This window comes from Streptomyces sp. NPDC086549 (assembly GCF_044746205.1).
GTDB lineage: Bacteria > Actinomycetota > Actinomycetes > Streptomycetales > Streptomycetaceae > Streptomyces.
The window spans coordinates 109,579-134,164 of sequence record NZ_JBIVBS010000009.1 but is presented as its reverse complement, the minus strand read 5'-3'; the positions used below and the strand labels follow the sequence as shown (position 1 = coordinate 134,164).

Here is a 24,586-nt window from a genome sequence, read left to right as displayed (position 1 = left end):
ACTGTCCCTTCCTGACATACGGACCACCCACCAAGCATGCTACTAAGCGCTTGCTCACTCCGCAGGCGGCGCAGCTCGGTCCGGCCCCGGGCTCCTGCCGCCTGAACCGAGGCCACCGTGCAATCACCGGTCTTCCGGGGGACCTTCTTGCCGTCGGCCGCTACGCCCCGCCGCGTTCCGGCACATCCAGGGTCAGTCGCCGCCCTGGGGACGTGCGGTCCTTCTACGCCTCGGAGCCATCGTCTTGCGGATCTCCTCGGTGGCCGCACGGAACGCCGGCGCGGCGTGCTCGAAGTAGTCGAAGAGAAGCTCTCGCTGCTCCGGGGTGTAGCGGGCCAGCACCCCCGCGATGTGGCGGCGGGCGGGACCTACGACCTCCTCGATACGGGCGAGCGCGTCGGGGATCGACTCGACGATCACACGTCTGCGGTCCCCGGGGTCCGCGATGCGCCGCGCATACCCGGCCCGCTCAAGGCGGTCGATCAGGCGCGTGGTGGCACCGGTGGTGAGCCCGGTCCTGGTGGCGAGCTCGCCCGGGGTGAGGCCGCCTTCCAGGGCGATCAGGCTGAGCGCGTACCACTCCGACGTGTGCAGTCCAGCGGCTTCCGCGCCGGCCAGGCCCTGGAGACCTACCGCGTCCAGGTACTGACGGAAGATCACATGCTCGTCCCCGCCGTCCGAGGGGGTTGCCATTGCCGGAGGTCCTCTCTTAGAGTTATCTGCACACATGCAGATACTGCTTACATTCAGAATCTGCTTCAGTCTAGCCAGAAGAGGAGTCCTCCGCCATGCCGACAACCACCCACGACGTCACCGCAGTCACCTCCGTGCTGAACGAGCTTGCCGTCGCCTGGGAGCAGCACGACGCCGACGCCTACGGAGAGCTGTTCACCGAGGACGCCACCTACGTCACCTACGTCGGCACCTTCTACCAGGGGCGCCAGGACATCGCGGACAGCCACCGCACCCTGTTCACAACCTTCCTCAAGGGCACCAAGCTCGCGGACGAGGTCCTCGACATCCGCTTCCACGGACACGACGTAGCCGTGGTGAACGGGCGCGGCGACACCTTCACCGGCAAGCGGCCGCGCAAGCTCACCAAGATCCAGACCTACACCCTGGTCCGACAGAGCGACGGTAAGTGGCGCATCGTGGCCTTCCACAACACGAAGCGCAAGCCTCTGATGGAGTCGATCTCCTACAGGTTCGCCCCGGGCCTTGCCCCAGCCGCCGAGAGGCGAACCTCGGCGGCACGGTAGCCACTGTTCGGCCGGCAGCGCATGCCGACCGCGGCCAAGACGTCGGTGATACCACGGGTGCGGGCCGCCTTGATGCCGTACGCCGAACCGGCCCGAGCGGGCGCGACCCACGCAGGCTCCTGAAGGGTTCGGCGGGATCCTGGCCGTTCAGAAACGGGCCGAATAACCCACCGAGCAGGCTCGATTGAAACGTTAAATGACGAGGTGAGGTGGGTTCGCCCTGGGGATCAGAGCCAGCGCGGATCGCACCGTCTGCTCAAGGATCGCACCGTCGACATCCGCCTTGGCGATGGAATCGATGCCCCTGATGACGCTCAGCAGCACATATCCCAGAGCCGAGGAGTCGACGTGGTCGGCCACTTCCCCCGCGTCCTGGGCGTCACGGATGGTGGCCGCGAAGACGCCTGCGAGATCGTCGAACGCAAGTCGGGCCGTCTGCGCCACCTTCTCGTCCTCGCCTGCGCGGTCCGCGGTGACCTTGGCGAGGAAGCACCCGCGGTGGGGCGACTCGTCGGCGAAGGTGTTGGCGAGTGCGACGAAGTAGCGCTCGAGTCGCGCCATCGGCGAGGGGAGCACCGCCTCCTGGCTGCCCTGCAACTGCTCGCGGGCCTGGGCCAGGAGGTCCCGGCAGTAGTCCGAGAAGACACGCACATACAGGTCGTGCTTGTTGCCGAACGCCTTGTAGATGCTGCCCTTGCCCAGCCCGGTCGCTTCCATGAGGTCATAAGTGGACGTGCCGGCAAATCCGGTCGTCCAGAACTGGTCGCGCACGACATTCAGCACAGTGGCCTCGTCGAAGCCTCGCTTTCTTCCCATTCCCCCAGGGTACGCGGTTGTGGTCCGCCTGGACCACAACGATTGGCCGTCCGGCCGGGCCACGCCCGACAAGGCGCCTCGACCGCGCGTCGCCGGGTCCTGCACACCGCACCGATGCCACCCCGCGGTGCTCAGGATCCGCCGAGCGGCCGACACCGGCGAGAGCGGCCGCGGACTCCTGCTGATCGCCGCTCCCGACGAGCGCCCAGACTCTGAACCGCGCGTGCCGACATCCCGCCGATCCGCTCCCGCGGGGACAACACCCGGCCAAGGCCCACGCCGACAAGAGCGCCTTCCGCCGGGCACCGCCCGGCGGAGTGCACGCCCCAGCCCCGCGTCGCCAGGTCAGGCCTACCGAACGGCCGGGTCGGCCTGCGGGTTCGTGAACATGGAATTGCCCGCCACGGTGTCCTGCGCGGCCACCTCGTCCTGCAGGACGTCCCAGTGCTCCACCACCAGGCCGTCTTCGAAGCGGAAGATGTCGACCCCGAGGAGGGGCGCGTCGGACGCGCCGGAGTACCGGCCGTGGACCATGACCAGGTCCCCCTCGGCGATGATCGCTCCCGGCTCGTAGCGGGTGACGGCGGGCAGTCCGGCGATGAACGCGCGCAGCCCGGCCTTGGCGGGCGGGATGAACGGGTTGTGCTGGATGTAGTTCGGGTGCAGGTACCGGTCCAGCGCGGTGAAGTCCTTGGAGCTGAACGAGGTCGTCAGAAGCTCGATGATGACGGCCTTGTTGTTCCGTTCCGTCTGACTCTGGTGCATCGGAATCCTCCACAAAGTTTGTTGACTACCTGGACCACTATGGGAGCATAATGTGGTCCAACCGGTCAACAAAAGTTCGTAGCGCACAGGCCCGCCCGAGCCCGGCCCATCGCCAGGCATGACGGGACAGCCCAACGGCATCCCCGACCAGGGGCGAAACGTCGGTGATACGCCGACGCCGGGCGACGCCTCCCGCGATACGCTTTTGTGGTCCAGTTGGACCACAAAAGAGGCCGACCCTCCCCCCTGCCCGGAAATAACCCCACGAAAGCGAGCTCACGCCATGACCGACCTGCTGAACCTTGCCCTGGAGGCCCACGGCGGCCTTGCCCGATGGCGCCAGGCCAGGACGATCCACGCGACGGGAGCGATCGGCGGACTGCTGTGGGAATCACGGGGCCAGAAGGGGATCTTCGCCCAGGCCGACATCACCGCCGACGTGCAGCGTCAGCGACTGGTCTACACCGACTTCACCGGCCCCGGCCTGCGAGGGATCTTCACCCCCGACCGCATCGCCATCGAGGATCAGGACGGGCACGTGCTTGAGGAGCGCCACGCACCTCGGGACGCCTTCGCCGACCACGATCACACCACCGCGTGGGACCACCTGCATGCCCTGTACTTCGGGGGCTACGCCGTATGGAACTACCTGACGGCCCCTTACCTGCTCACTCTCCCCGGTGTACACGCGGAGGAAGTGGAGCCCTGGCATGAAGCCGGCACCGGCGAGCAATGGCGCCGCCTCAGGGTGACCTTCCCACGCGGCATCGCCACCCACAACACGGAGCAGGTCTTCTTCTACGACCCTTCCGGGCTGTTGCGCCGCCACGACTACCGGGCGCAGGTCCTCGGGGCCCCTCCGGCCGCCCACTACAGCAATGCGCACCTGACCGTGTCCGGTCTGGTCTTTCCCACCCGACGGTTCGTAGTGCCCGTCCAGGAGGACGGCCGCTCACTGCCGGACCCGAAGCTGGTCACCATCGACTTCACCGACATCACCGTCGACTGACACACATCCTCAGCCGTCCGCCGTTCGGCCGGTCCGCGCCGGGAGCAGCGGTAGGGGGAACCGGTCGGCCGCCGCCACCTGCCGGTGACCGAACACCCGCGAGTGGACCTGACGGCCGACAGGTTTCCCCGTTCCCGAGAGCCGGGGATCAGGTGGCGCGGTCGCAGAGTTCGTCGACGTACGTGCGCGCATCCACCTCTGGCAGCGTCCAGGGCAGGAAAATGGCCCGGTAGATGATGGGGGCCACCACCCGGTCGATGACGTCGTCGCCACTGAAGGTGCTGCCGGGCCGAGCAGCGAAGCCGGCCGCTTCCGCCCGCCGGTCGCGCAGGCAGTCCGACTCGCTCTCACCGGCCGCGGCGGCCCCGCCCCGCAGAAGCGCGGCGTTCACCGGGACGCTGTAGTGGCCGATCAGCTCCTGGGCCCACGCGGTCAGGTCGGCACGCAGGTCTCCGCTGTCGGGAAGGCCGCGGGCCGGGTCGAGCCGATAGGTCGCCAGGTCATTGATCATGGTCCGCGCATCTCCCCACCGCCGGTAGATGCTCGAGTGATTCACTCCCGCACGCTCCGCGACCATGGGAATGGTGATCGCGTCACTGCCCCGCTCGGAGATCAGTTCCTCGACGGCCTTCCTGATGGACGTCAGCACCACGGCGCTACGACCGCCGGTGCGCCGCCGCGGGGACGATTCTGCAACCATGCCCCCACTGTAACGCACATCGCTTGGCAATAAACCTCCCCCAGGTCTACGCTGAAATTTCCGCCTTCCGCGGCATTCGCCGGGTCGGCCGCCGCCTTCGCGGCGCTCCATGCGGCCGCAGGCGCACCCACTCCGCTCCTGGCCGTCTTCGAATACCCCGCCCCCTGCCCTGCCACGGGGCCCCGGGCCGGGCCCAGGAAGATCCGCGCGCGGGGACGCACGGGAATCACAGCATGAGTAGGCCGGTCCACCCAGCAAGGAGCAGACGATGCACACCTCACAGGCCACAGCACCGAAGCCCGTCGTAGGCCGATTCGGAATCTTCAGCCATGAGCTGCGCTCCGAAGACCCCGCGCTGCAAGATCAGTTGCGTGACGCGGCGGCAGAACTTGAGGCACTCGGTTTTGGCACGGTGTGGCTCGGTGGCAATAGCAGCGTGCGCCACGCGGCGCATCTGGCCGACTCGACCCAGCACATCCTGCTGGCCACCGGCATCCTCAACATCTGGTACGAGGCCGCCGACACGGTGGCCCCGCAACGGGCTGCACTGGAGCGTGCCCACCCCAACCGGTTCCTTCTGGGCCTGGGCGCGAGCCACGCACAGCTGGCCCAGAACTACCAGCGGCCCTACTCCACGATGGTGGAGTACCTCGACGCTCTGGACGCAGCCACCACGCCTGTGCCGGCACAGCGCCGGATCCTTGCGGCACTCGGACCGAAGATGCTGCGCCTCGCCCGCGACCGGGCCGCCGGCGCCCACCCCTATCTGGTCACTCCCGAATACACCGAGCAAGCCCGAGGTGTTCTGGGCGACGGACCGCTCCTGGCTCCCGAGATCACCGTGGTCCTGGAAAGCGAACCCGCCAAGGCCCGCGACATCGCACGCGGCTTCCTCGGCTACTACCTCCAACTGCCCAACTACGCCGTCAACCTCAAGCGCCTGGGCTTCACCGACGACGACCTCATCGGCGGCGGCAGCGACCGGCTGGTCGACGCCCTCGTGGCCTGGGGCACCGACGACGCGATCAGCACCCGCCTGGCCGAGTTCCACACCGCCGGCGCCGACCACCTGGCCCTGCAAATCATCACCGGAGAGGGAGGCGCGACCCCGCCCCGCGCACAGTGGCGCCGCCTCGCCGACATCACCGGCCTCACCGCGAAGACCGCACAGCAGCCGCACGGCCGCACGCCTGACGACGCCGGCAGGGACTGAGGCGGTCCGCCGCCGGGAGGGCGGATACGCCCATGCGCCCTCCATCAGAGACCATGACTCGAAATGATTAATGATCTCTATTTAAGGCAAGGTATAGAATATTGTCATGGCTGCAGAAGTGCGCTCAGCGAGCATCGACCCGAACCGACCGATGAACATTCTCGACGCGCTCTGCCCAAGTCGTGACGTGTTCGTGGACCTGGCGGACAAGTGGGTTCTGCTCATGCTGGTGAGTCTTCGTGAACTCGGCGTCCAGCGTTACTCCGAGCTGCAGCGATCCCTTGGCGGTATAAGCCGCAAGATGTTGTCCCAGACCCTGCGGACATTGGAACGGGACGGCCTTGTCCTGCGTACCGTCGATCCCAAGATGGCTCCGCCCCTGGTGCTGTACCAGCTGACCGAGCTCGGTCGTGAGGTCGCCGAGGAGACTCGGGCCCTGTGCATGTGGACCGAGAAGCGGGCCGCCACGGTACACGAAGCCCGCACCGCCTACGACCGCCGCCAGGCCGTCGACCAGGAAGACTGAGTCTGCGGCACGTCGAGTTGCGCGAGTCGGCATCCCATGCCGCGGGCCGCGTGGCATTGTCACGGATCCGTCCGCCCTGCGTCGAGATCCCGCTGAGGTCCACCGCGATTCCCGGCGGCACCGTCAGCCGCGCACTTCCGCTCTGCGTCGAGATTCGGAGCGTGTTCTGACCGCCCTCCGGCAGCCGCACCACGGTACGGTCCGGCCGATCCCAGCCGCCATGCACATCGCGCTCGATGATGCGCCGCACCGTCCATGCGTCGCACTCGGCGGCCCGCCACCCAACAGCCGTGTGAACAACCCTGCGGGGCTATACGCCTAGTTCGTGGGTGGGCTCCATCGAGGGTTCCTGCCGCTGAGCGCCAGTGCGCGGTCGAGCAGGGGCGCGTTGGCGTCCTGCGGCACCTCGTCGGCGAGAAGGCCCAGGCCCCGCATGCGGGGTGCCTCACGCGTGTAGGTGTCAAATGTGGCCTTGGCCAAGGACGTGGGAATGTTGATGGGCTGACCGGTGGCTACTGCCGTGTCCCACGCGTGGACGGTGAATTCGGCGATGAGGATCCCACCCAGCGAAGTGGCGGCCATGGGCGGTCCGCCGAGTCCCGCCTCTCCTTCCCACGCTGCCGACTCAGACCAGGCCCTCGCAGCCGGCTCCGCAATCTCGGCCAGCAGAAGCGCCCAGTCGGACTCCGGCCGTCCGGCGAGCAAAGGCACCGGGTTGGCGGTCAGCAGGCTGGGGTCCGATGCCGTACGGGTGCCCACATCCCTTGTCATCAGAAGCATCATGGCGATGTGATTGATGAGGTCTTTCACTGTGAAATCGAAACACGGGGTCGGATTGTGATACTGGTCCACCGGCACACCTTTGGCGGCGTCCACGACCAGATCGATGCTCTGCGCCAGCTGTTCCGCCCTATTGGGTGACATCATGCGGCGTCCTTTCTTCTCGTGCCCCAATTCGGGGCGAACGGTCCTGACTGGATGGCCTGTCGGGCGCTGTCCATCTGGGGATCGCTCGGTGGTTTGTGAATGAGGCGGTGGACCTGGGATTGCCGGACGGCTTGTCGCAGATCACCAAGTCGCTGCCACGGTCCTGCACCAACTCGTCGCCTGGCGGGATCGCTCCGTGGGGCGCTAGTGGGCGACGGCGACGCGCTCCCGCTCGGGGACGGGCGTGAACAGTCCCGCTCCCTGCGTGACCGCCTGATGGCGTCGGGTGAGCCGGCGGTCCAGCAGAGTGGTGCCCATGGCGGCTACCGCGAAGGCCGCGCCGATCCAAGCCGTACCCGCCAACCCCAGCCGGGTGTCGATGACGAGGCCGGACACCATGGGGGCGGCGGCGATGCCGACGTTGAAGGCCGCGATGTTCACGGCGCCACCCAGCGTCCTGGTCTCCCCCAGGATCGTGAACACCCTCGCGTTGACTGCGGGGGTGACGGAGAACTCGGCCGCTCCCAGCAGCATGACGAGCGGAATCGCCGCCCATGCGCTGCTCCCGGTCACCGCGAGTGCGACCGCGACCACGGCGAACGAGCTCATGCCGACGAGCAGGACGGCGAAGGGGGCGCGGTCCGCGGTCCGCCCTCCGACGGTCAGACCGGCCAGCGCGCCGACCCCGTAGAGTCCCAGCACGAGGGGTACCAGGCCCTCGCTGATACCCGTGACGTCTTCCAGGAGCGCACCGAGGTAGGCGAAGATCGCGAAGTTGGCGGCTACGGTCAGTGCGGTGGTGCCATAGGCGACCCACAGCCGCGGCACGCTGAGCGAGCGCAGTTCTGTGCCCAGGCGGGTCTGTGCTGCCGAGGCGTCACGGCCGCCGGGCAGGACGACCAGCAGCGCGACCGCCGAGAGCGCGGTGATCGTGGCCACGGCCCAGAAGGCGGCCTGCCATCCGGCATGCTGAGCCAGCAGGGTACCGGCCGGGACACCGATGATGGTCGCGAAACTCAGGCCTGAGACGACCACCGACATGGCCCGGCCGCGCCTGGCGGGATCCACCAGCGAGACGGCCGCGACCGAGGCCACGGCCCAGAACCCGGCATACGCCATGGCCGACACCACACGCATGACCAGCAGGAACCCGAAGTGTGGGACAAGGGCGGCTGCCACATGGGCGGCGATGAAGACGAGCTGGAAGCCGATCAGCGCGGCGCGGCGCGGCATCTTCAGGGTGCCGAGGCCCAGCAGCGGGGCTCCGACGAGCATGCCGACGGCGAAGGCGGACACCAGCAGCCCGGCGCAGGAGAGGGGGATGTCGAGATCTTGGGCCACGGAGGGCAGCAGCCCGGAGAGCATGAACTCCGAGGTGCCCTGAGCGAAGATGCCCAGCCCCAGGACGTAGATGACGAACGGCATGATTCACCTGATCCATAGGAGGGTGGAAGGAGGGAACCAGGTGCTCTTGCTCTGCTGTCCACGGCCACCACACGCGGGTGAGGGCCCCGCTTCCAGTCGTAGAGCACTGACGAGGCGACGCTGCCATCCTTGGTTCACATCCAGCGTCGCGTCCTTCATGCCCGTGCGGACCCGGTGCGTGCGCCTTGCTGAACCTAGGTCCGGGTGGTCCACCTTCGGCGAGCCCGTCAGGGCGCTGCGGTGGTAACACTGGATGCATGGACCAGAACGGCGAACTGGGTGATTTCCTGCGCTCGCGGCGGGCCCGTCTGCGCCCCGAGGACGCGGGGGTGGCTTTCAGCGGCGGCGCGCGCCGGGTGCCGGGGCTGCGCCGCGAGGAGGTCGCACACTTGGCCGGGGTGAGTACGGACTACTACGCCCGCCTCGAACAAGGGCGACACCCCCACGTCTCGGAGACGGTGCTGGAGGCCGTGGCTCGCGCTCTGCGCCTGGACGACACCGAACGCGGCTACCTCTTCGAACTCGCCCGGCCCAGGACACCCGGCCCAGGCCGGCGGCGTCCAGCCCGCGCGCCGCGGGTGCGGGCGGCGGTCCACCGCATGCTGGACGTTCTGGACGACGTCTCTCCGGCCCTCGTCATCAACCACCGCAGCGACGTCCTGGCGGCCAACCACCTCGCCAAGGCGCTGCTCACCGACTTCGACGCGCTGCCGTACCGCGAGCGCAACTTCGCCCGCTTCGTCCTGCTCGACCCTGCCGCCCGGGATCTGTACACGGACTGGGAGAAAGCCGCCGAGAGGTTCGTCGCCAGCCTGCACCTGGCGGCCGGCCGCCACCCCGACGACCCCCAGCTGAACGAGCTGGTCGGGGAGCTGTCCATCAAGGTGCCCGAGTTTCACACGTGGTGGGCCAGCCACCGCGTGACCCAGTGTGCCCACGGCACCCAGCGTCTTCATCACCCCGTGGTCGGCGAGCTCACGCTTTCCTACGAAACGCTGGCCCTTCCCTCCGATGCCGATCAGACCGTCTGCCTCTACACCGCCGAACCCGGCTCCGCCTCCGCGGAGACGCTCCGGTTGCTCGCCAGCTGGAGCGCCCCGGCGGGCGCTGAAGCGGCCTCCCCTTCCAGGCACGGCACGGCGCATCGGAGCTGACCGCCCTGGTCTGCTCAGCGCGGCCTTCCTCCCGGTAAACGACGTGCCTTCGGCGCGGGCCGCGCATGGTCAGGAACGGGCGCTCGCCCGGCGGACTCTTCCTCAGCCCGTCGTGGCGGAGCTCTTGCCGGACGGGGTGACGGCGTACCACAGCTTGTCCTTGGCCTGCCCGTTCATCTGTCCAGCCTGCGTGTCGCCCACGTACCGGTACAGCGGCCAGCCGCCGAGGGTCAGCTGTTTCATGCCGTTCCGGTGGACCGTGCCGAGAAGGTTCTTCTCAACTCCCACGGTCTGTACGGAGTCCTGGACTATCACCGGCAGCCACGTCTTCGTACACGCGCCGGAGCACGTCCACTTGGACGGAGTCGCCTGGTCCTTGTTGTAGCGGTAGAGGGTCATCCCCTTGTCGTCGGTCACCACGCTGCCCACACCCTCGACCGCCTTGGCCGTCAGTGCGGTGGTCGTGGCCAGGTGCCCATTGCCGGTGTCACCGCTCTCGGCCGGCGCGGAGGTCACGGATTCCGAGGGGGCCGTGGCAACCGGAGCGGCGCTGCCGGGGCTCGTCGTACCGGAGGAGGTCTGGTCCGTGGAGCTGCCGCACGCCGCCAGGAGGAGTGCCGAGGCGAGTCCTGCCGCTGAGAGGAGGACGGTGCGTCGCTGGATCACGGAGTTTCCCTTCGCCGGGCCTTGTGCCTACTCCCGCAGTACGTTGGGCGACTCCCGCCCGCTCAGCCGCCGGTGTCACATGGCGAAGCCTTGACCGACGGCGGCGGTGAATCGGTGAGCGAGTGGCAGGCGGTCAGGGCGCTTCTCGGCCCGCCGTACGACGGGGGCGGCGCGGCGCAGCCTGCGCGAGCGATCGCGCGCCGCCAAGGTCTGGCCCGGTTCGGTGAGGGTGGCCGCGCATCGCGGACCGATCGGCAGCCGTCGGCAGCGCCTTCCCGGCTGCATACGCGAGGCCGTGGACCTCCTGACCGCGCTCGCGCCCGGCCTCGCCGACGTGGACGCGGGCCACGGGCCACGGACTGCCTGGCTCGCGTCACAGGAGGTCACCGACGCTCCCGTCGCCGACGCCACCGACGGCGACACCCTGACGGGCGACGGTGACGGCAGTGACGGTGACGCCACCGGTCCCGGCGATTACGGAAGCGAGTCGGCGAGTCCATCCAGCCCGCACGGCACCCATGTCGCAGGCATCGTGACCTCGGCCGGCTCCTCCCGCGGGCGCCACGGGTCTGCGGCCGTCCGGCTGACGATACAACGCGCGGCAGTCAGCGTCGGTACGTGCCCACGAGCGCGCCGCTCGCCAGCTCCCTGCCCTTCACGGCACGATGCACGGCATCGGCTGTCGGCCGGCCGGGCAGGGGGAGCGACTCCGACAGGGCCCACAGGCGGAAGAAGTAACGGTGCGCCCCATGCCCTGGTGGAGGCATCGGACCGCCCCAGCCCATCCGGGCGAAACCGTTGGGCCACTCCTGGCCGCCGGGAGGTCGCTCCCCTTCCCTCGCACCGGTGCTCTCCGGATCGATGCCGGTGACCAGCCAGTGCAGGAAGGTCCCGCCCGGGGCGTCGGGGTCCTCGCAGAGCAGGACCAACTCCGACGTACCGTCCGGCACCGCCGACCACGTCAACGGTGGCGAGACGTCTTCGCCCTCCCCGCTGTGACGTCGAGGGATCGCCGCATGATCGGCGAACGCCTCGCTCCTGAGCTCAATTCGGGTCATACCCGCGGCCCTACCCGCAACAGCGCGGCCGCCACCGGCCCGGACGAGTCAAACACCCCCTTGGCCGAGTTCCCCGAGCACCGAACCGGGAACCCGTAAGTCGGGCCTGATGTGGAGCACAAGATGCCGACGAGAATCCTGCTGGAGGGACGCCCAGGCGTGGGCAAGACGACCCTTGTCCGCCGTCTGGCCACGCTCCTGCGCAACCGTAGGGCTGTCGGCTTCACCACGGAGGAGATCCGGCACGGCGGAGCCCGCAGCGGTTTCGCGCTGGAAACACTGGAGGGCGGTCATCGAGCCGTGCTCGCCCATGTCGATTTCCCGGGTCCACCACGGGTCGGCAGGTACGGCGTCGATCTGAGCGTCATGGAACAACTCGCGTTGCCGCCGCTCCGGTCGACCGTAGCGGATCCCGCACCTGGCGATCTTGTGCTGATCGACGAGCTCGGGCGTATGGAGCTGGCATGCACCGCGTTCCAGGACACGGTCCGGTGCCTGTTCGAGTCCGGTATCGACATCGTCGCCACGGTCCACGCGCACAGTGACCCGTTCACCGACGCCCTCAAGCGGCGCCCTGACATCACACTCCTCCAAGTGACCCGGACCAACCGGGACGCCCTCCCCGAGGAGCTGGCCACCAGGCTCGAAGGGCCATGACAGACCCGTAACGGCACCGTCGGACAACGGAACCGTCCGAATTCCTCAGCCGATGAGAAACGTCGGTCCTGAACGTCGGCTGACGTCAGCGGCGTGGACGCCCCGGTCTCCGGCGGGGCTCGCTGCCATTGGACGGCAACGGCGATCTCGATACAGGGGGCGCGGGCGAGATTGTCCTGATGGTATGCGGGCCGCGCGCCGCCCGCGCGGAGTCGGCACACGTGGATCTGGACAAGGCTGCCGAGCGGCCGTCACGGTGAAAACCGCTCGACCCGGTCACCTCCTTGCAGAGATCCTTGAGTATGGAGTTCCTCTGCTACCACCGCGACCGGCCCGGTTCTCTGCCGCTGCGCGACGAGCTGCTGGAAGAGCATTGGTCATATATGGACCGGTACGCGAAGGAGATGATCGCCCGGGGCCCGACCCTCGCCGACGACGGCGACACGCCCACCGGAAGCGTGCACGTCGTCGACCTGCCCGATCCCACCGCTGCCCGCGCCTTCGCCTTCGACGAGCCGAACTACCAGGCCGGCGTCTACCGGGACGTGCTGCTGCGACGGTGGCGCAACATGCTGGGACGCACCATGTGGGACTTCCCCGGCGGCCGGACCGGCGGCAACCGGTACCTGGTGCTCGGCCTCGGCGCGGGGCAGGCCGCTGATCTCGCGGTGCCGCCCGACCGGGACGAACTGATCGCCTACGGGCCGCTGTTGTCGGACGACGGCGCCACCTGGCTGGGCACGGCGGCATTGGTCCGGGCGCCCGACCCGGACACGGCACGCGCGATTCTGACCCCGGACCGGTACGTCGGGATCGAGGTGCACAACTGGCAGTTCGGCGGTCGGCCGTCGTAACCGAGGACGCCTCGCCACCAGCCGCCGTACTCACCGTGAATGCCGGATGACCGGCGACCGTGTCCGTCACCGTCGGTCGGCAGGCCACTTCGTGCGCTCGGCGGCGGGCACCTCTGTCCGTGTCCGCCTCGGCGATGTCCGCGTGGTCTGCCGATCCGGTGGCCGAACTGACACTTCGGCAAGTCGCGGTTCGCCGCAGCCACGCCGTCCTCGCCCGAACGGAATCGCCGTCGAACGGCAGCGGGCTGCTGCCGGAGAGGGGGCCGCCCAAGCGGTCGGGATCAGCCGCCGCAGCGGCTCGTGACGCTCCTGGAGGGCCACTCCAGCACGGTCAGCTCGGGCCACTGCTGCTGCCATCGCGCGGTCTTCGCCTCATAGACCGACCGCGGAGCAAGTACCGGATTCGGACGAACGACGAGGTTGAACACGTCCGACAATCCATGCGGCGCATACACACGCCACCGGCCGTCCGCCTCCACCCGTACTCCCAGACAGCACGTCGTCGCGGCAAAGCTGTCGATCGCCGCTTCGGTGGACTCGTACGGCGGACACGCCACGCCGAACTTTCCCTCGTACCAGAGGTGAACCCGTGCCTCATTGCGGATCTCGACCTCTGCGGGCAGATCGGCGAAGACCCTCCGCCCGGCCTCGATCGCGGCGTCCTCCGCTTCCCAGGACAGATCGCCGCTGTCGAAGTAGAAGACGTCGTAGTCCTTGATGCCGCTGGTCGGCAGCCTGTCCGTGACCACGTTCCATACGGTCTGGAACAGACACCCGGCCGTCACATACCACCCGGGCAGGTCCAACGTCGCAGTCCGCTCCAGCACCTCCGTCAGCACGTCGTTACGCGACAGCACCGCGCGCAGGGACTCAAGTTGCTGATCGAGAGGAAGTCGGCTGATCACCAGCTCTGCCTACCACAACTCCCACAGCGACAGGCCAGGCGTGAGTCGTCCGGCACGGCGTAATGGTGCGGCTAGACGATGTCGAGGACGTCACGGACCGGACGGCGAGGTGTGCTGGGCCCCTGCGGCCCGTAGCCCAGGCGCAGCACCATCTGGACCTGGCCCGTACCCGCCACCGGGTCACGGGCCATCAGACGCAGATCCCGGCTCTCCAGGGCATGGGAGGTGAGGGAGGTGGCAAGTCCGGCCAAGGTCGCCTCCAGCAGAACGCGCTCCAGTGCCTGGCCCGCGCGCAGCCAGTCGGCGGTGGCGTCGCCCGGTGTGCTCAGCAGCGCCAGATGAGGGTTCTTCTCGAAGGCGGTGGTACCACGGTCGGCCACCTGCCGACGGCCGGCGAAGTCACGCAGTGGGGCCCTTCCGTCCCTCATCCGAGGACCGAACGCGTACTCGGGAACGCCGTCGGTGGCGATGTCCGCGTCCGGACCGAGCCGGGTCCAGTGGCGCAGCTCATCCATGCCCTCGGGATCCAGGGCGTCACGGCTCTCCGCGTCACGGACCAGTTCCAGCACGGTTTCCATGTGCCAGGCTCCGGGGAACTCCAGCTCGGCGCCCTCCCGGTCGGCCGCTGTCCGCAATGCGGCCCGCACATGCTCCGGGATGTCCTTGTCCTCGAAGGGGTATCGGCTGGTGTGTCGCTGGTGGATGGCGGGGCTCAGGCGCGCAAGGTCGTCGTCCTCGTGCGGCACGGTGCCGTGCGCTCCGCCCAGCTCGACACGGGCGAGCAGCAGCGGCTCCAGGGGCTCGGGAAGCAGGCGGACCACTGTGGCGAACCCCGCATGCGCTGCGGCGACGCGCAAGTTGAACAGCGCCGCCCCGCAGCCGATGTGCAGTGCCCGGTTTCCGGGGTCGGAACGAGGCATGGCACGGTCGAGATCGGCGAGCAGGAGCAGGCAGTGGTCGCTCGGCACGTAGCGGAACCGCCACGGCTGCGCATTGTGCATGGACGGCGCGGCCACGGCCTCGGCGACAAGCGCCGTCACCGCTTTCGCATCCAAAGGCCGTGTGTTCATCGCACCCACCTCACAGACCACGCGGTCCCGGACTCGTCTGCCCGGGTTCCAGTATCCGCCCGTCGGCCGCGGTCACCGCGACGTTCCTCGTGTACAGGCTGCGCATGATTCGCCGCTCTGGGCAAGCAGACCCACGGGAGCCCGACCGCCGCGCACGCGCACGGCCGAGTCGGCAAGGGCCGGCCGGGACTTTCGGTCGTCCGTGGCAGGCCGCCCGTGCGACGGATCTGCCACGGACGACCGTACCGCCCTCAAGGCGCTCTGAGGGCCGGTCACACCGTCACTGCCGGACAGAAGTCCCTCTGTCCCCGGGGTGAAGGCCCGACGGCCCCGGCCCATGGGCCGGTCAGCCCTGGACCGGAGACGGTGCTCGCAGAAGTCTGGATCTGCCCAACGATCAGAAGGAGCGGATCTCATGACTACCAGGGACATCGACACGCACGTCAGCGCCACCGGCGAGGTACGGGTGCGGACGCAGGGCGATGTGGGCGAGGAAGAACTCGCGTACGTGCGGACCAAGGTCGACGCGGTCCTCGACCGGCCCGGGGTTCCCGCCGTCAGCGGTGGCGTGAGGATCGTCAAGTCGGCAGCGCACCACGCCGAACAGCCCTGGTCCGCCGGAGCGGAGCTCGTGGTGGGGAACTCCCTCGTGGTCGTGCACGCGCGGGAGGCCACGGCGCACGAACTCGCGGACCGCCTGGCGGATCGGCTGCGCAGCCGGATGAACCGGGCCCTGCACCGCAAGGAGGAGGCCCGCAGGACCGCCACCCCGCCGCCGTGGCGCGGCGGCCGAGCCGACAGCGGACCGGAATAGGACCTCCCGGTCCTTCGGCGGTGGTCGGATCGGACCCCCTCCTTGCTCATACCGGTGCTGCGCTGCGACGGAGTCGGTGCGGGACGAAGTCACCGCGGAGGCAAGGAGGTCAGGGAGCCCCGGGGCAGGAGAGCTGCCCGGGTGAGCGGACCGGCCGACGCCCTCGGCCCGCCACCGGCCCCGGCCGTGTTCTCCGTCAGGGACGGCACGGCCATGCGGTAGGCGCGGCCCGAGCCGGACACCGTGCCGGTCAGTCCCCGGAAGGGACCATCGGCACCTGGGAACGCGGGGCTCGACCGAACGAGAGTTGAAACGTACGAGCGGCACCGGTCCTCACGGTGCCGCTCCCGTCTGTACACCGCCGGACAACCCCGGCGGCACTTGTCAACGGAGGCGCACCCCCATGACCAGTCACGACGCCGGGACCGAGGCCACGGCCACCGACGGGACGCCGGCCGACACCGCCATCGCCGTGGACCAGTTGGTCTCCAACGGGCTCAAGGCGCTGGCCGACTACGAGACACTCACGCAGGAACAGGTCGACCGCATCGTCAAGAAGGCGTCGGTCGCCGCCCTGGACCGGCACACCGCGCTCGCGCGGCTCGCGGTGGAGGAGACCGGACGCGGCGTCTTCGAGGACAAGGCCGCCAAGAACATGTTCGCCTGCGAGCACGTCACGCACAGCATGGGCCCCATGAAGACCGTCGGCGTGATCGCCCGCGACGACATCGAGGACCTGATCGAGGTGGCCGAGCCCGTCGGTGTGGTCTGCGCGATCACGCCCGTCACCAACCCGACCTCCACCACGATCTTCAAGGCGTTGATGGCGCTGAAGACCCGCAATCCCGTCGTCTTCGCCTTCCATCCCTCCGCCCAGCGGTGCAGCACGGAGGCGGCCCGCGTCGTACGTGACGCCGCCGTCGCCGCCGGCGCTCCGGAACACTGCGTCCAATGGATCGAGACCCCGTCCGTCGAGGCCACAGGCACCCTGATGCGTCACCCCGGCATCTCGCTGATCCTCGCCACCGGCGGGAACGCCATGGTCAAGGCCGCCTACTCGGCCGGCAAGCCCGCCCTGGGCGTCGGCGCCGGCAACGTCCCCGCATACGTCCACAAGAGCGCCAAGCTGCGCCGGGCCGTCAACGACCTGGTCCTGTCCAAGTCCTTCGACAACGGCATGATCTGCGCCTCCGAACAGGCCGTCATCCTGGACGACGAGATCTACGACGCGGCCGTGGCCGAGTTCCGCACCCTGCACGCGCATCTGGCAACCGTCGAGGAGAAGGCCAAGCTGGAGGCCTTCCTGTTCCCGACCGGCAAGACGGCGGGCGCAGGCTGCGAGCCGAAGGTCAACGCCGCGGCCGTCGGCCAGAGCCCGGCCTGGATCGCCGAACACGCAGGCTTCACCGTGCCGGCCGACACCTCACTCATCCTGGTCGAAGCCGAACACGTCGGCCCTGACGAGCCGTTGACCCGCGAGAAGCTCTGCCCGGTGCTGGCCGTGCTGCGCGCCGGCTCGACGGAGCAGGGTTTCGACCTCGCCGCCGACATGGTCGCCTTCCACGGGCAGGGCCACAGCGCCGTCATCCACACCGAGGATTCCGCGCTGATGGAGGCGTACGGCAGGCGCATGAAGACCGTGCGGATCATCGTCAACTCGCCGTCCTCGCAAGGCGCCATCGGCGGCATCTACAACAGTCTGCTGCCCTCGCTCACCCTGGGCTGCGGGTCCTGGGGCAGCACCTCTGTCTCCAACAACGTCTCCGCCGCCCAGCTGCTGAACGTCAAGAGGGTCTCCGTGCGCCGCAACAACCTGCAGTGGTTCAAGGTCCCCCCGAAGATCTACTTCGAGCCGCAGGCCATCCGCTATCTCGGCTCCATGCCGGACGTGCACCGTGTCACCGTTGTCACCGACGCCACCATGACCCGGCTCGGCTTCGTCGACCGCATCACCCGTGTCCTGCAGCGGCGCCACGAGCCGGTGACCGTCCAGATCATCGACAACGTCGAACCCGAGCCGAGCATGGACTCCGTGCGGCGCGGCGCCGGCCTGATGCGCGACTTCCGCCCGGACACCATCATCGCCCTCGGCGGCGGCTCCCCGATGGACGCGGCCAAGGTGATGTGGCTGCTCTACGAACACCCGGACGTCGACTTCGCCGACATGCGGCACAAGTTCTCCGACATCCGCAAGCGCGCCTTCCGCTTCCCCGTCCTCGGCACACTCGCCCGGCTGGTGTGCATCCCCACCACCTCCGGCACCGGCGCCGAAGTCACCCCCTTCGCCGTCATCTCCGACCCCGCCACCGGCAAGAAGTACCCCCTCGCCGACTACGCGCTGACCCCCAGTGTCGCCATCGTCGACCCCCTGCTCACCACCGAACTGCCCGCGGCCCTGGCCGCCGACAGCGGCTTCGACGCCCTCACCCACGCCATCGAGGCATATGTGTCCGTCTACGCCAACGACTTCACCGACGGCCTCGCCCTGCACGCCATCCGGCTCATCTTCGACAACATCGAAGCAGCCGTGAACAACCGCGCCGAACGCCCCGACGCGCAGGAGAAGATGCACAACGCCGGCACCATCGCGGGCATGGCCTTCGGCAACGCCTTCCTCGGCATCGTCCACGCCATGTCCCACACCCTCGGCGCCAGCTTCCACATCGCACACGGCCGCACCAACGCCGTCCTGCTGCCACACGTCATCCGCTACAACGGCACCACACCCACCAAACTCACCGGCTGGCCCAAGTACGAGAGCTACCGGGCCCCCGAACGCTTCCAGGACATCGCCCGCTCCCTCGCGCTCCCCGCCGCCACCCCGGCCGAAGGCGTCCAGTCCCTCGCCTCGGCTGTGGAACGCCTGCGTGACGCCGTAGGCATCGAGCCCACGTTCCAAGCCCTCGGCGTCAACGAGCGTGCCTTCCTCGACGCCCTGCCCCAACAGGCCCTGAACGCCTATGAGGACCAGTGCGCACCGGCCAACCCGCGCATGCCCATGCTCGACGACATGGAGAACCTCATGCGCACCGCCTACTACGGATCACGACCGCCGACACGCTGATCACGGCCGCAGGAATCCGTGAACAGCGCAAGATCGGGGCCGTCCGCACCCTGTCGGACGGCCCCGACCGCTATGAACGGCGGCAGGCCGGCGCCGCCTCCGTCGCCCCCTGTGCTCCTCCCGCCGATGATGTCGCCCCTGGCTCCGTCATCCGTGGGGGACGACGGCCACGGGGCAGCCGACGTGATGGATCGCGGCATGCGTGGTGGGCCCGGTGCGCGGCCCGACGGACCGCTGGGCGAGACGGTGGCCCACGACGAGCAGGCTCGCCCCGGTCGCGGCACGCACCAGCACGTTCGAGGGCTTGTCCTGCACGACGGTCTCCAGGACCTCTACCTCCGGGTACTTGTCGTGCCACACCCGCAGCACGGCCTTGAGGAAGCCGAGCCACTCGTCCGCCTGCCGGGGTTCGTCCACCAGGGCGATGTCCCCGGGTCCGAGGCCGAGCGGGCCGGGCGCGTGCCAGGCGTGCACAGCCCGCAGCCGGGCGTGCCGGAGCCGGGCCGCCTCGAAGGCGAACTCGATGACCTCGTCGCACGGCTCGCCGACGTCCACGCCGAGCACCACGTCCCGGTAACCGGTGCGGATCGAAGCAGCCCCGTCGTCCGCCGGTAGATGCTCGTCCGCCGCCTCCTCCCCCGCCCGCACCAGGACGACGGGCCGTGACGCCCCCGCGACCACACCGAGGGCGACCGAACCGACGAGGAACCCGGTGAAGCCGCTCAGCCCACGCGATCCCAGAACCAGCAGATCGGCCTCGTCGGCCGCCTTCACCAGAGCCCCGATCGCCGGGCCCTCGACCTGCTCGGCGGAGACCTGGACACCGGGATACTCGGCACGCACCCGATCCTCCGCCTCCCGCAGGACACGCCTGGCGAGGTGTCGCTGGGCCGCGTTGTCGATCCCACTTTCCTGGCGGCTCGGATGCCAGTTCCAAGCGTGCAGCAGACGCAGCGGCCGCTCACGGCGTACGGCCTCGCGGGCCGCCCACTGCGCGGCGGCGAGGCTCTCGGCTGATCCGTCCACTCCGACGACGACAAGCGGAAGCATGATGACACCTCCAGGTGTTGGGGGGCTTCCCGCTACCAGCCTCGTCTCGTGGCCACCGGGTGGGGAGGGGCCGCCAGGGTCTCCGCGGGGACCGTTCGGCCCACCATCTCGGGCCGTGCGCGGCGGACTTGGCGGACCCGGGAGCCACCTTGAGGACCACTGGGTCCGCTCCTGTGCCCGCTCAGCCCATACCCGCTCGACGGCCGGCACCGGAGGCTGAGGACGAAGCCCCCGAAGGGAGTTCACGATGACCGTCGTCCGGCATGCGGCGACACGCACTCCCTGGGCACGACCGCTGAAGGAGACCCAGACATGAAGCCCACCAAGATCGACGCTCTCATGGTCGCCGACGTCGTCACCGCGGTGCACGGCACGCCCTTCAAGGAAGTGGTACGCCTGCTCGGTGAACACCGCATCAGCGGGCTCCCGGTGATCGACGACGACCGCAAGGTCATCGGCGTGATCTCCGAGACCGACCTCATGCTCCACCAGACACGCCCGCCCGAGTCCCGCGGCTCGTTCGCCGCCCTGACGCACTGGCTGAACCGCACCGTACGGGAACGCGCCGCCAAGAGCCGGGCACGGACGGCCGGCGGGGTGATGTCCACACCCGCCGTCACCGTGCGCGCCGACGCCACCGTCACCGAGGCCGCACGGCTCATGGCCGAGCACCGCATCGAACGGCTGCCCGTCGTCGACGAGGAGGACCGGCTCGTCGGCATCGTCACACGCGGCGACCTGCTTCAGGTCTTCCTGCGCAGCGACCAGGAGATCAAGCAGAACGTGCAACAGGAGGTCTTCGTCAACACGCTCTGGCTCGCCCCGCAAACCATCGAGGCCACCGTCGAGAACGGCGTGGTCACCCTCACGGGCCGGATGGAACGGCGCAGCGAAATTCCCATCGCGGTCGGCATGACCCGCCGCCTGGACGGCGTCGTGGACGTCGTCGACCACCTGTCCTACCGCCTCGACGACAAGCGTCTCCAGCCCGCCGAACAGGCCCTGCACGGCGTGGCCGACGACTGGCTGCGCAGGCTGTGAACCGGGGCCCCGGATTCCAGCAGAGGTGATCATCATGTCTGCCGTTCACCCCGCCCGCCTGACCGCGAGGCTGGACACCCCGCTGTCACGCTGGCTGTGGCTGGTCAAGTGGCTGCTGGCTCTCCCCCACTTCGTCATCCTCGCCCTCCTGTGGGTGGCGTTCACGTGCGTGAGCGCGGTGGCGTTCTTCGCGGTGCTGTTCACCGGCCGCTACCCACGCCCGTTGTTCGAGTTCAACACCGGTGTGCTGCGCTGGAACTGGCGGGTGGCCTACTACACGTACGGCGTGCTGGGCACCGACCGCTACCCACCCTTCACGCTCGCCGACGTTCCCGACTACCCGGCGCACTGGGAACTGCCGTACCCCGAACACCTCTCCCGCCGCCTGGTCCTGGTGAAATGGTGGCTCCTGGCCCTTCCGCACTATCTGATCCTCGCGTTCCTCCTCGGCGGCGTCCGGGTTCCCTGGGCGGCGGGCGGACTCATCGGACTGCTCGCGCTGTTCGCCGGAGTGGCACTCGCCGCGAAGGGTCGCTACCCGCAGGGCATCTTCGACCTCCTGACCGGGCTCAACCGCTGGGTGCTTCGCGTGGTCGCCTACGCGGCGCTGCTCACCGACGTGTATCCGCCCTTCCGGCTCGACCTCGGCGGCAACGAACCGGACGACCCGGATGAACCGGGGTCCACGGCATGACCACCGCGCTCGTCTCGGCCCTTCTGTTCCTCCTCGGCCTCGTCCACCTGCCGGTCCGGGCCGGCAGGTCCGGGCCGTTCGGCCTGTGGTGCTCCTGGCTACTCGCGGCGGCCGGGCTGCCCGGCACCCGTACCACGGACAGGTCCACGGTCGCCTTCGCCACCGCCTCCGACACGCTGTACGTCATCGGCCTGCGGGGCGTCACGGAAAGCGCGCCGCGAGTGGGGTGCGGACGGACCCATGCCACGCGTGGGTGGCTGAACGTCCCTTGCGGGTCGTGGAGTTCGACCCCGAGTGGCCCTGCGTCGCCGCCCTGTCGGCCCATCCTGGGCGACGTTCCCGTCTGTCACCTTCTGAGTGTGACCACGTCAACGAAGGAGGTGCTGGCGGATGCGCGGCGGCAGGAGCGTGCGAAGGCGGCTGTGGCGATGGCGGAGCAACCCGCTGCGGCGGCACGACGACATCGTCGAGGCCCGGATCGTACTGACGGTATGGCTGATCATCCTGGTGGGCGGCGCCGTGGCGGGCCTGGTGACGGCCCACGCCGCCGGTGAGTCCTTCGCACAGCAGCGTGCCGAGCGGCATTCCGTCCGTGCGGTGCTCGTCACCGGCGTCCCGCGGATCGTCAAGGAGACGTGGGGAACGGGCGACCGGGTTCGGGCGACGGTGCGCTGGACGGCACCCGACGGCACGGCCCGTACCGGCCGGACCTTGGTGGAGGCCGGCAAGAAGGCCGGCACGGAGGTCGTGGTCTGGCAGGACGACAAGGGCCGGCTCACGCTCAGCCCGACGGGTCCCACCGAGGCGACCGTCGAATCGGCTCTGCTCGGCCTTTTGGCTGCGGGCGCCCTCGCCGGGCTGTCGGCCGGCGCCGGAGCCGTCGCACGGTCACGGCTCGACCGGAGGCGCCTGGCCGGGTGGGGGCGGGAATGGGAGCTGATCGGCCCGCAGTGGGGGCACAAGACAGGCTGACCGAGGCGGACCGGCCGAGCCCCGTGGGCCGCTTCGACGCGCTGCGGGCCTCGGCCGAGCGGCATGGGCGGCCAGGGGAGCGGCTGATCGAGTCGCTGGGCCCACCTCGCCGCGGTGCCGTACCTCCCGCCCGGTGAACACCCCGACGACGACCGTCCACTTGTCCCGGGTCACCGGACGGCGCTGGGCCCACTACCACCCCGGCAGCATGACCCGGCACAGAGGCAACCTCACCCTCGATCCGGTCGACCACCTCGATCTCCACCCCGACGACGCCGTCCGTCACGGGGTGCGGGACGGCTCGCCGGTGGCCCTGGAGAGCCGACACGGACAGGCCCGTCCGGTCGCCCGCGTCAGCGAACAGACCGCCCCGGGCCCCGGCCCTGTCCTACCAGCTTGGCCCCGGGAACATCCGGCACCGCGCCGCGGTGACTCACAGACCGGGTGGAGCGATACGGCGGCCCGTGAGCCTCGTCGGCTGGATCGACACCCACATGTCGCGTCGGCCGCCTGCCCATGGAGCGGTGTGGGCTCCCTCGCTCAGTCTCCGTACGGTGTCGGGCTCCGTGACGACCTGGGCCGTGCCCACGACGAGCACGCTCCAGCCCTGGCTCAGGGCGTCGTCCAGATGGTCGACCTCGAAGGCGACCTCCTTCCCCACGGCCGCCGCGGGAACCGAGTCGGGCGCTGTCCGAAAGGCGATCGCGCCGTCGATGACTTCGTAGTTGACCGGGACGACCGCCGGGCCGTCGGGTGTCGTCACCGCGACGCGTCCCACACCGTGGGTGGAGAGCCCGGCGCGGCATTCATCCGGGCCGAGGTCCCGCAGCTGAGGGTGCAGAAGGGCCGCGCCCTGACCGGGGGGAAGATCGAAGCCGCCCCCACGCAGGGTTTCGACGTTGGTACCCAGCGCGTCGGCCAGACGGATCAGCGTGGCCAGGCTCGGGTCGGCCGGGTGTTCTTCGAGATACGCCAGATAGTCCGGCGCCATCGCGGCACGGCGGGCCGTTTCCGCCCGGCTGATTCCCTGCCGACTGCGTTCGGCGGCCACCCGTCGTCCGATGTCCCCGGGGTTGGGTCCTCTGTCCGGCGGGAGCGTACCGGTCGGGACAGCTTCCTCGTGCCGGAGGTGGCGGACGTGCGCGTCGGGCCCGGGGAACACGAGAGTCACCTCATCGGTGTCCGACCAGCGCACGTCGTACGGAGGGGTCCCGTCCTCGTGATGGAGTCCGACGATCTCGCCGTCGCGCCTGGCGGCACCGGTGGCCGGACTTTCGATGACGAGTTGATCGCCGAGGTGAGCTCGCATGACCGCCGCCCTTTCCTCAGAATGTCGCTGTATCCAACGTGCCACGCGCGATCCGGCGCCGCACCGACAGGCGGGGCGCCGGAAGAACCGCGCCTCCGGACCATCAGGCACCGACACCGCCGCGGCCGCCCTGATGCCGGCCTGGGAGCCGCAGTGGACCGCTGATCTTCAGCGACGCGCTCCGTACAGGTCGTACCTCGGAACGGTGGCACCGCCGCCGACCCGCACGGCTTCCACCGCCGCCTGGTGCAGTTGCCGGCTGGCCTGCGCGGAAGAGCAGGGCACCGGACTTCCGGCAACGTTGAACCACGCGGAAGTGCCGCTGTACTGAACCGCTACATGGGCCAGCCTGCCGTCCCAGGTGGTGTGCAGGGTCAGGTCACCGGTCACGATGCCTGCCTCGTCGGTACGGACACCTCCCCGCCCGGCGAACACCCCTGTCGTCGTCCATGATGCTCGGGCCATGGCCATCAGCCTTCTTTCCGGAATGCAGGTGTCTCCCATGGTCGCTCGCGCCGCTAGCCCTTGCCCAGGCCGACAGTCCCGCCGTCGGGGACCGACCGGCCCTGGCACATCTCGTTTGTCGTGCCGTCCGGCTCTCCCCGGACGAGCCGCCCAAGGACGACGCTGGATATGAG

The 24,586-nt window shown here is 69.3% G+C and carries 25 protein-coding genes and 1 pseudogene; 13 read left to right on the top strand and 13 right to left on the bottom strand.

What is annotated here, in order from left to right:
• Window positions 1–192: 192 nt before the first annotated feature.
• Window positions 193–693: a MarR family winged helix-turn-helix transcriptional regulator gene (locus tag ACIPSA_RS27085; RefSeq protein ID WP_402638853.1), complete on the bottom strand. Its 501-nt coding sequence runs from the start codon at window positions 691–693 to the stop codon at window positions 193–195.
• Between the two features lie 95 nt (window positions 694–788).
• On the opposite strand from ACIPSA_RS27085, the gene ACIPSA_RS27080 reads away from it, so the two are divergent.
• Window positions 789–1,259, top strand: a complete 471-nt coding sequence (locus ACIPSA_RS27080) for an SgcJ/EcaC family oxidoreductase (protein WP_402638851.1) — start codon at window positions 789–791, stop codon at window positions 1,257–1,259.
• Between the two features lie 192 nt (window positions 1,260–1,451).
• Here the strand turns inward: ACIPSA_RS27080 and ACIPSA_RS27075 are convergent, their stop codons facing one another.
• Together ACIPSA_RS27075 and ACIPSA_RS27070 are read right to left on the bottom strand one after the other, a co-directional pair.
• The gene (locus tag ACIPSA_RS27075) at window positions 1,452–2,075 is read right to left on the bottom strand and encodes a TetR/AcrR family transcriptional regulator (protein ID WP_402638849.1); all 624 of its coding nucleotides are present in this window, start codon (window positions 2,073–2,075) and stop codon (window positions 1,452–1,454) included.
• 351 nt (window positions 2,076–2,426) lie between these two features.
• On the bottom strand, window positions 2,427–2,840 hold the full coding sequence (locus ACIPSA_RS27070) for a nuclear transport factor 2 family protein (RefSeq protein ID WP_402638847.1): 414 nt from the start codon (window positions 2,838–2,840) through the stop codon (window positions 2,427–2,429).
• Window positions 2,841–3,123: 283 nt separating this feature from the next.
• Between ACIPSA_RS27070 and ACIPSA_RS27065 the strand changes: the two genes are divergently transcribed.
• A complete protein-coding gene (locus tag ACIPSA_RS27065) occupies window positions 3,124–3,849 on the top strand; it encodes a hypothetical protein (RefSeq protein WP_402638844.1) in 726 nt (241 codons plus the stop codon).
• A gap of 148 nt (window positions 3,850–3,997) precedes the next feature.
• On the opposite strand, the gene ACIPSA_RS27060 is transcribed toward ACIPSA_RS27065, so the two are convergent.
• Window positions 3,998–4,549 carry a TetR/AcrR family transcriptional regulator gene (locus tag ACIPSA_RS27060; RefSeq protein WP_402638842.1) on the bottom strand — a complete coding sequence of 184 codons (552 nt, stop codon included), beginning with the start codon at window positions 4,547–4,549 and terminating at the stop codon, window positions 3,998–4,000.
• A gap of 268 nt (window positions 4,550–4,817) precedes the next feature.
• On the opposite strand from ACIPSA_RS27060, the gene ACIPSA_RS27055 reads away from it, so the two are divergent.
• Both ACIPSA_RS27055 and ACIPSA_RS27050 read left to right on the top strand, forming a co-directional pair.
• Window positions 4,818–5,762, top strand: coding sequence for an LLM class F420-dependent oxidoreductase (locus tag ACIPSA_RS27055; protein ID WP_402638841.1), 945 nt, complete (start codon window positions 4,818–4,820; stop codon window positions 5,760–5,762).
• A 106-nt stretch (window positions 5,763–5,868) separates the two neighbouring features.
• Window positions 5,869–6,288 (top strand): winged helix-turn-helix transcriptional regulator, encoded by a 420-nt coding sequence (locus tag ACIPSA_RS27050; RefSeq protein ID WP_402638838.1) that lies wholly within the window; start codon window positions 5,869–5,871, stop codon window positions 6,286–6,288.
• Between the two features lie 318 nt (window positions 6,289–6,606).
• Here ACIPSA_RS27050 and ACIPSA_RS27045 read toward each other — a convergent pair whose 3' ends face one another.
• Together ACIPSA_RS27045 and ACIPSA_RS27040 are read right to left on the bottom strand one after the other, a co-directional pair.
• Window positions 6,607–7,215, bottom strand: a complete 609-nt coding sequence (locus ACIPSA_RS27045; protein WP_402638837.1) for a TIGR03086 family metal-binding protein — start codon at window positions 7,213–7,215, stop codon at window positions 6,607–6,609.
• A gap of 204 nt (window positions 7,216–7,419) precedes the next feature.
• The gene (locus tag ACIPSA_RS27040) at window positions 7,420–8,640 is read right to left on the bottom strand and encodes a Cmx/CmrA family chloramphenicol efflux MFS transporter (RefSeq protein ID WP_402638835.1); all 1,221 of its coding nucleotides are present in this window, start codon (window positions 8,638–8,640) and stop codon (window positions 7,420–7,422) included.
• A 257-nt stretch (window positions 8,641–8,897) separates the two neighbouring features.
• Between ACIPSA_RS27040 and ACIPSA_RS27035 the strand changes: the two genes are divergently transcribed.
• Entirely contained in the window at window positions 8,898–9,794 is an 897-nt protein-coding gene (locus tag ACIPSA_RS27035) for a helix-turn-helix transcriptional regulator (RefSeq protein ID WP_402638834.1), read from the top strand.
• Window positions 9,795–9,896: 102 nt separating this feature from the next.
• Here the strand turns inward: ACIPSA_RS27035 and ACIPSA_RS27030 are convergent, their stop codons facing one another.
• Window positions 9,897–10,460: a hypothetical protein gene (locus tag ACIPSA_RS27030; protein WP_402638832.1), complete on the bottom strand. Its 564-nt coding sequence runs from the start codon at window positions 10,458–10,460 to the stop codon at window positions 9,897–9,899.
• 605 nt (window positions 10,461–11,065) lie between these two features.
• Complete coding sequence (locus tag ACIPSA_RS27025; protein ID WP_402638830.1) at window positions 11,066–11,518, bottom strand: YbhB/YbcL family Raf kinase inhibitor-like protein; 453 nt, start codon at window positions 11,516–11,518, stop codon at window positions 11,066–11,068.
• A gap of 123 nt (window positions 11,519–11,641) precedes the next feature.
• Between ACIPSA_RS27025 and ACIPSA_RS27020 the strand changes: the two genes are divergently transcribed.
• Both ACIPSA_RS27020 and ACIPSA_RS27015 read left to right on the top strand, forming a co-directional pair.
• Window positions 11,642–12,175 carry an NTPase gene (locus tag ACIPSA_RS27020; protein ID WP_402638828.1) on the top strand — a complete coding sequence of 178 codons (534 nt, stop codon included), beginning with the start codon at window positions 11,642–11,644 and terminating at the stop codon, window positions 12,173–12,175.
• A 302-nt stretch (window positions 12,176–12,477) separates the two neighbouring features.
• Complete coding sequence (locus ACIPSA_RS27015) at window positions 12,478–13,029, top strand: YciI family protein (protein ID WP_402639304.1); 552 nt, start codon at window positions 12,478–12,480, stop codon at window positions 13,027–13,029.
• A 281-nt stretch (window positions 13,030–13,310) separates the two neighbouring features.
• Here the strand turns inward: ACIPSA_RS27015 and ACIPSA_RS27010 are convergent, their stop codons facing one another.
• Window positions 13,311–13,934: a nucleotidyltransferase family protein gene (locus tag ACIPSA_RS27010; protein WP_402638826.1), complete on the bottom strand. Its 624-nt coding sequence runs from the start codon at window positions 13,932–13,934 to the stop codon at window positions 13,311–13,313.
• A gap of 71 nt (window positions 13,935–14,005) precedes the next feature.
• Window positions 14,006–15,004, bottom strand: coding sequence for an Acg family FMN-binding oxidoreductase (locus ACIPSA_RS27005; RefSeq protein WP_402638824.1), 999 nt, complete (start codon window positions 15,002–15,004; stop codon window positions 14,006–14,008).
• 415 nt (window positions 15,005–15,419) lie between these two features.
• Between ACIPSA_RS27005 and ACIPSA_RS27000 the strand changes: the two genes are divergently transcribed.
• Window positions 15,420–15,818, top strand: coding sequence for a hypothetical protein (locus tag ACIPSA_RS27000; protein ID WP_402638823.1), 399 nt, complete (start codon window positions 15,420–15,422; stop codon window positions 15,816–15,818).
• Window positions 15,819–16,221: 403 nt separating this feature from the next.
• Window positions 16,222–18,882 (top strand): bifunctional acetaldehyde-CoA/alcohol dehydrogenase, encoded by a 2,661-nt coding sequence (gene adhE, locus ACIPSA_RS26995; protein ID WP_402638821.1) that lies wholly within the window; start codon window positions 16,222–16,224, stop codon window positions 18,880–18,882.
• Between the two features lie 147 nt (window positions 18,883–19,029).
• Here adhE and ACIPSA_RS26990 read toward each other — a convergent pair whose 3' ends face one another.
• Window positions 19,030–19,932 (bottom strand): universal stress protein, encoded by a 903-nt coding sequence (locus ACIPSA_RS26990; protein ID WP_402638819.1) that lies wholly within the window; start codon window positions 19,930–19,932, stop codon window positions 19,030–19,032.
• Window positions 19,933–20,244: 312 nt separating this feature from the next.
• Here ACIPSA_RS26990 and ACIPSA_RS26985 point away from each other — a divergent pair, with 312 nt between their 5' ends.
• The 4 genes and pseudogenes from ACIPSA_RS26985 to ACIPSA_RS26970 all read left to right on the top strand — a co-directional run.
• The gene (locus tag ACIPSA_RS26985) at window positions 20,245–20,973 is read left to right on the top strand and encodes a CBS domain-containing protein (protein ID WP_402638817.1); all 729 of its coding nucleotides are present in this window, start codon (window positions 20,245–20,247) and stop codon (window positions 20,971–20,973) included.
• Window positions 20,974–21,007: 34 nt separating this feature from the next.
• Complete coding sequence (locus tag ACIPSA_RS26980) at window positions 21,008–21,667, top strand: DUF4389 domain-containing protein (RefSeq protein ID WP_402638815.1); 660 nt, start codon at window positions 21,008–21,010, stop codon at window positions 21,665–21,667.
• A gap of 390 nt (window positions 21,668–22,057) precedes the next feature.
• Window positions 22,058–22,639 carry a hypothetical protein gene (locus tag ACIPSA_RS26975; RefSeq protein WP_402638812.1) on the top strand — a complete coding sequence of 194 codons (582 nt, stop codon included), beginning with the start codon at window positions 22,058–22,060 and terminating at the stop codon, window positions 22,637–22,639.
• Between the two features lie 208 nt (window positions 22,640–22,847).
• A pseudogene (locus tag ACIPSA_RS26970) lies at window positions 22,848–22,955 on the top strand (hypothetical protein); the annotation flags it as partial.
• 117 nt (window positions 22,956–23,072) lie between these two features.
• On the opposite strand, the gene ACIPSA_RS26965 reads toward ACIPSA_RS26970, so the two are convergent.
• The gene (locus ACIPSA_RS26965) at window positions 23,073–23,948 is read right to left on the bottom strand and encodes a pyridoxamine 5'-phosphate oxidase family protein (protein ID WP_402638810.1); all 876 of its coding nucleotides are present in this window, start codon (window positions 23,946–23,948) and stop codon (window positions 23,073–23,075) included.
• Window positions 23,949–24,116: 168 nt separating this feature from the next.
• Window positions 24,117–24,413, bottom strand: coding sequence for a hypothetical protein (locus ACIPSA_RS26960; protein ID WP_402638807.1), 297 nt, complete (start codon window positions 24,411–24,413; stop codon window positions 24,117–24,119).
• Window positions 24,414–24,586 lie beyond the last annotated feature (173 nt).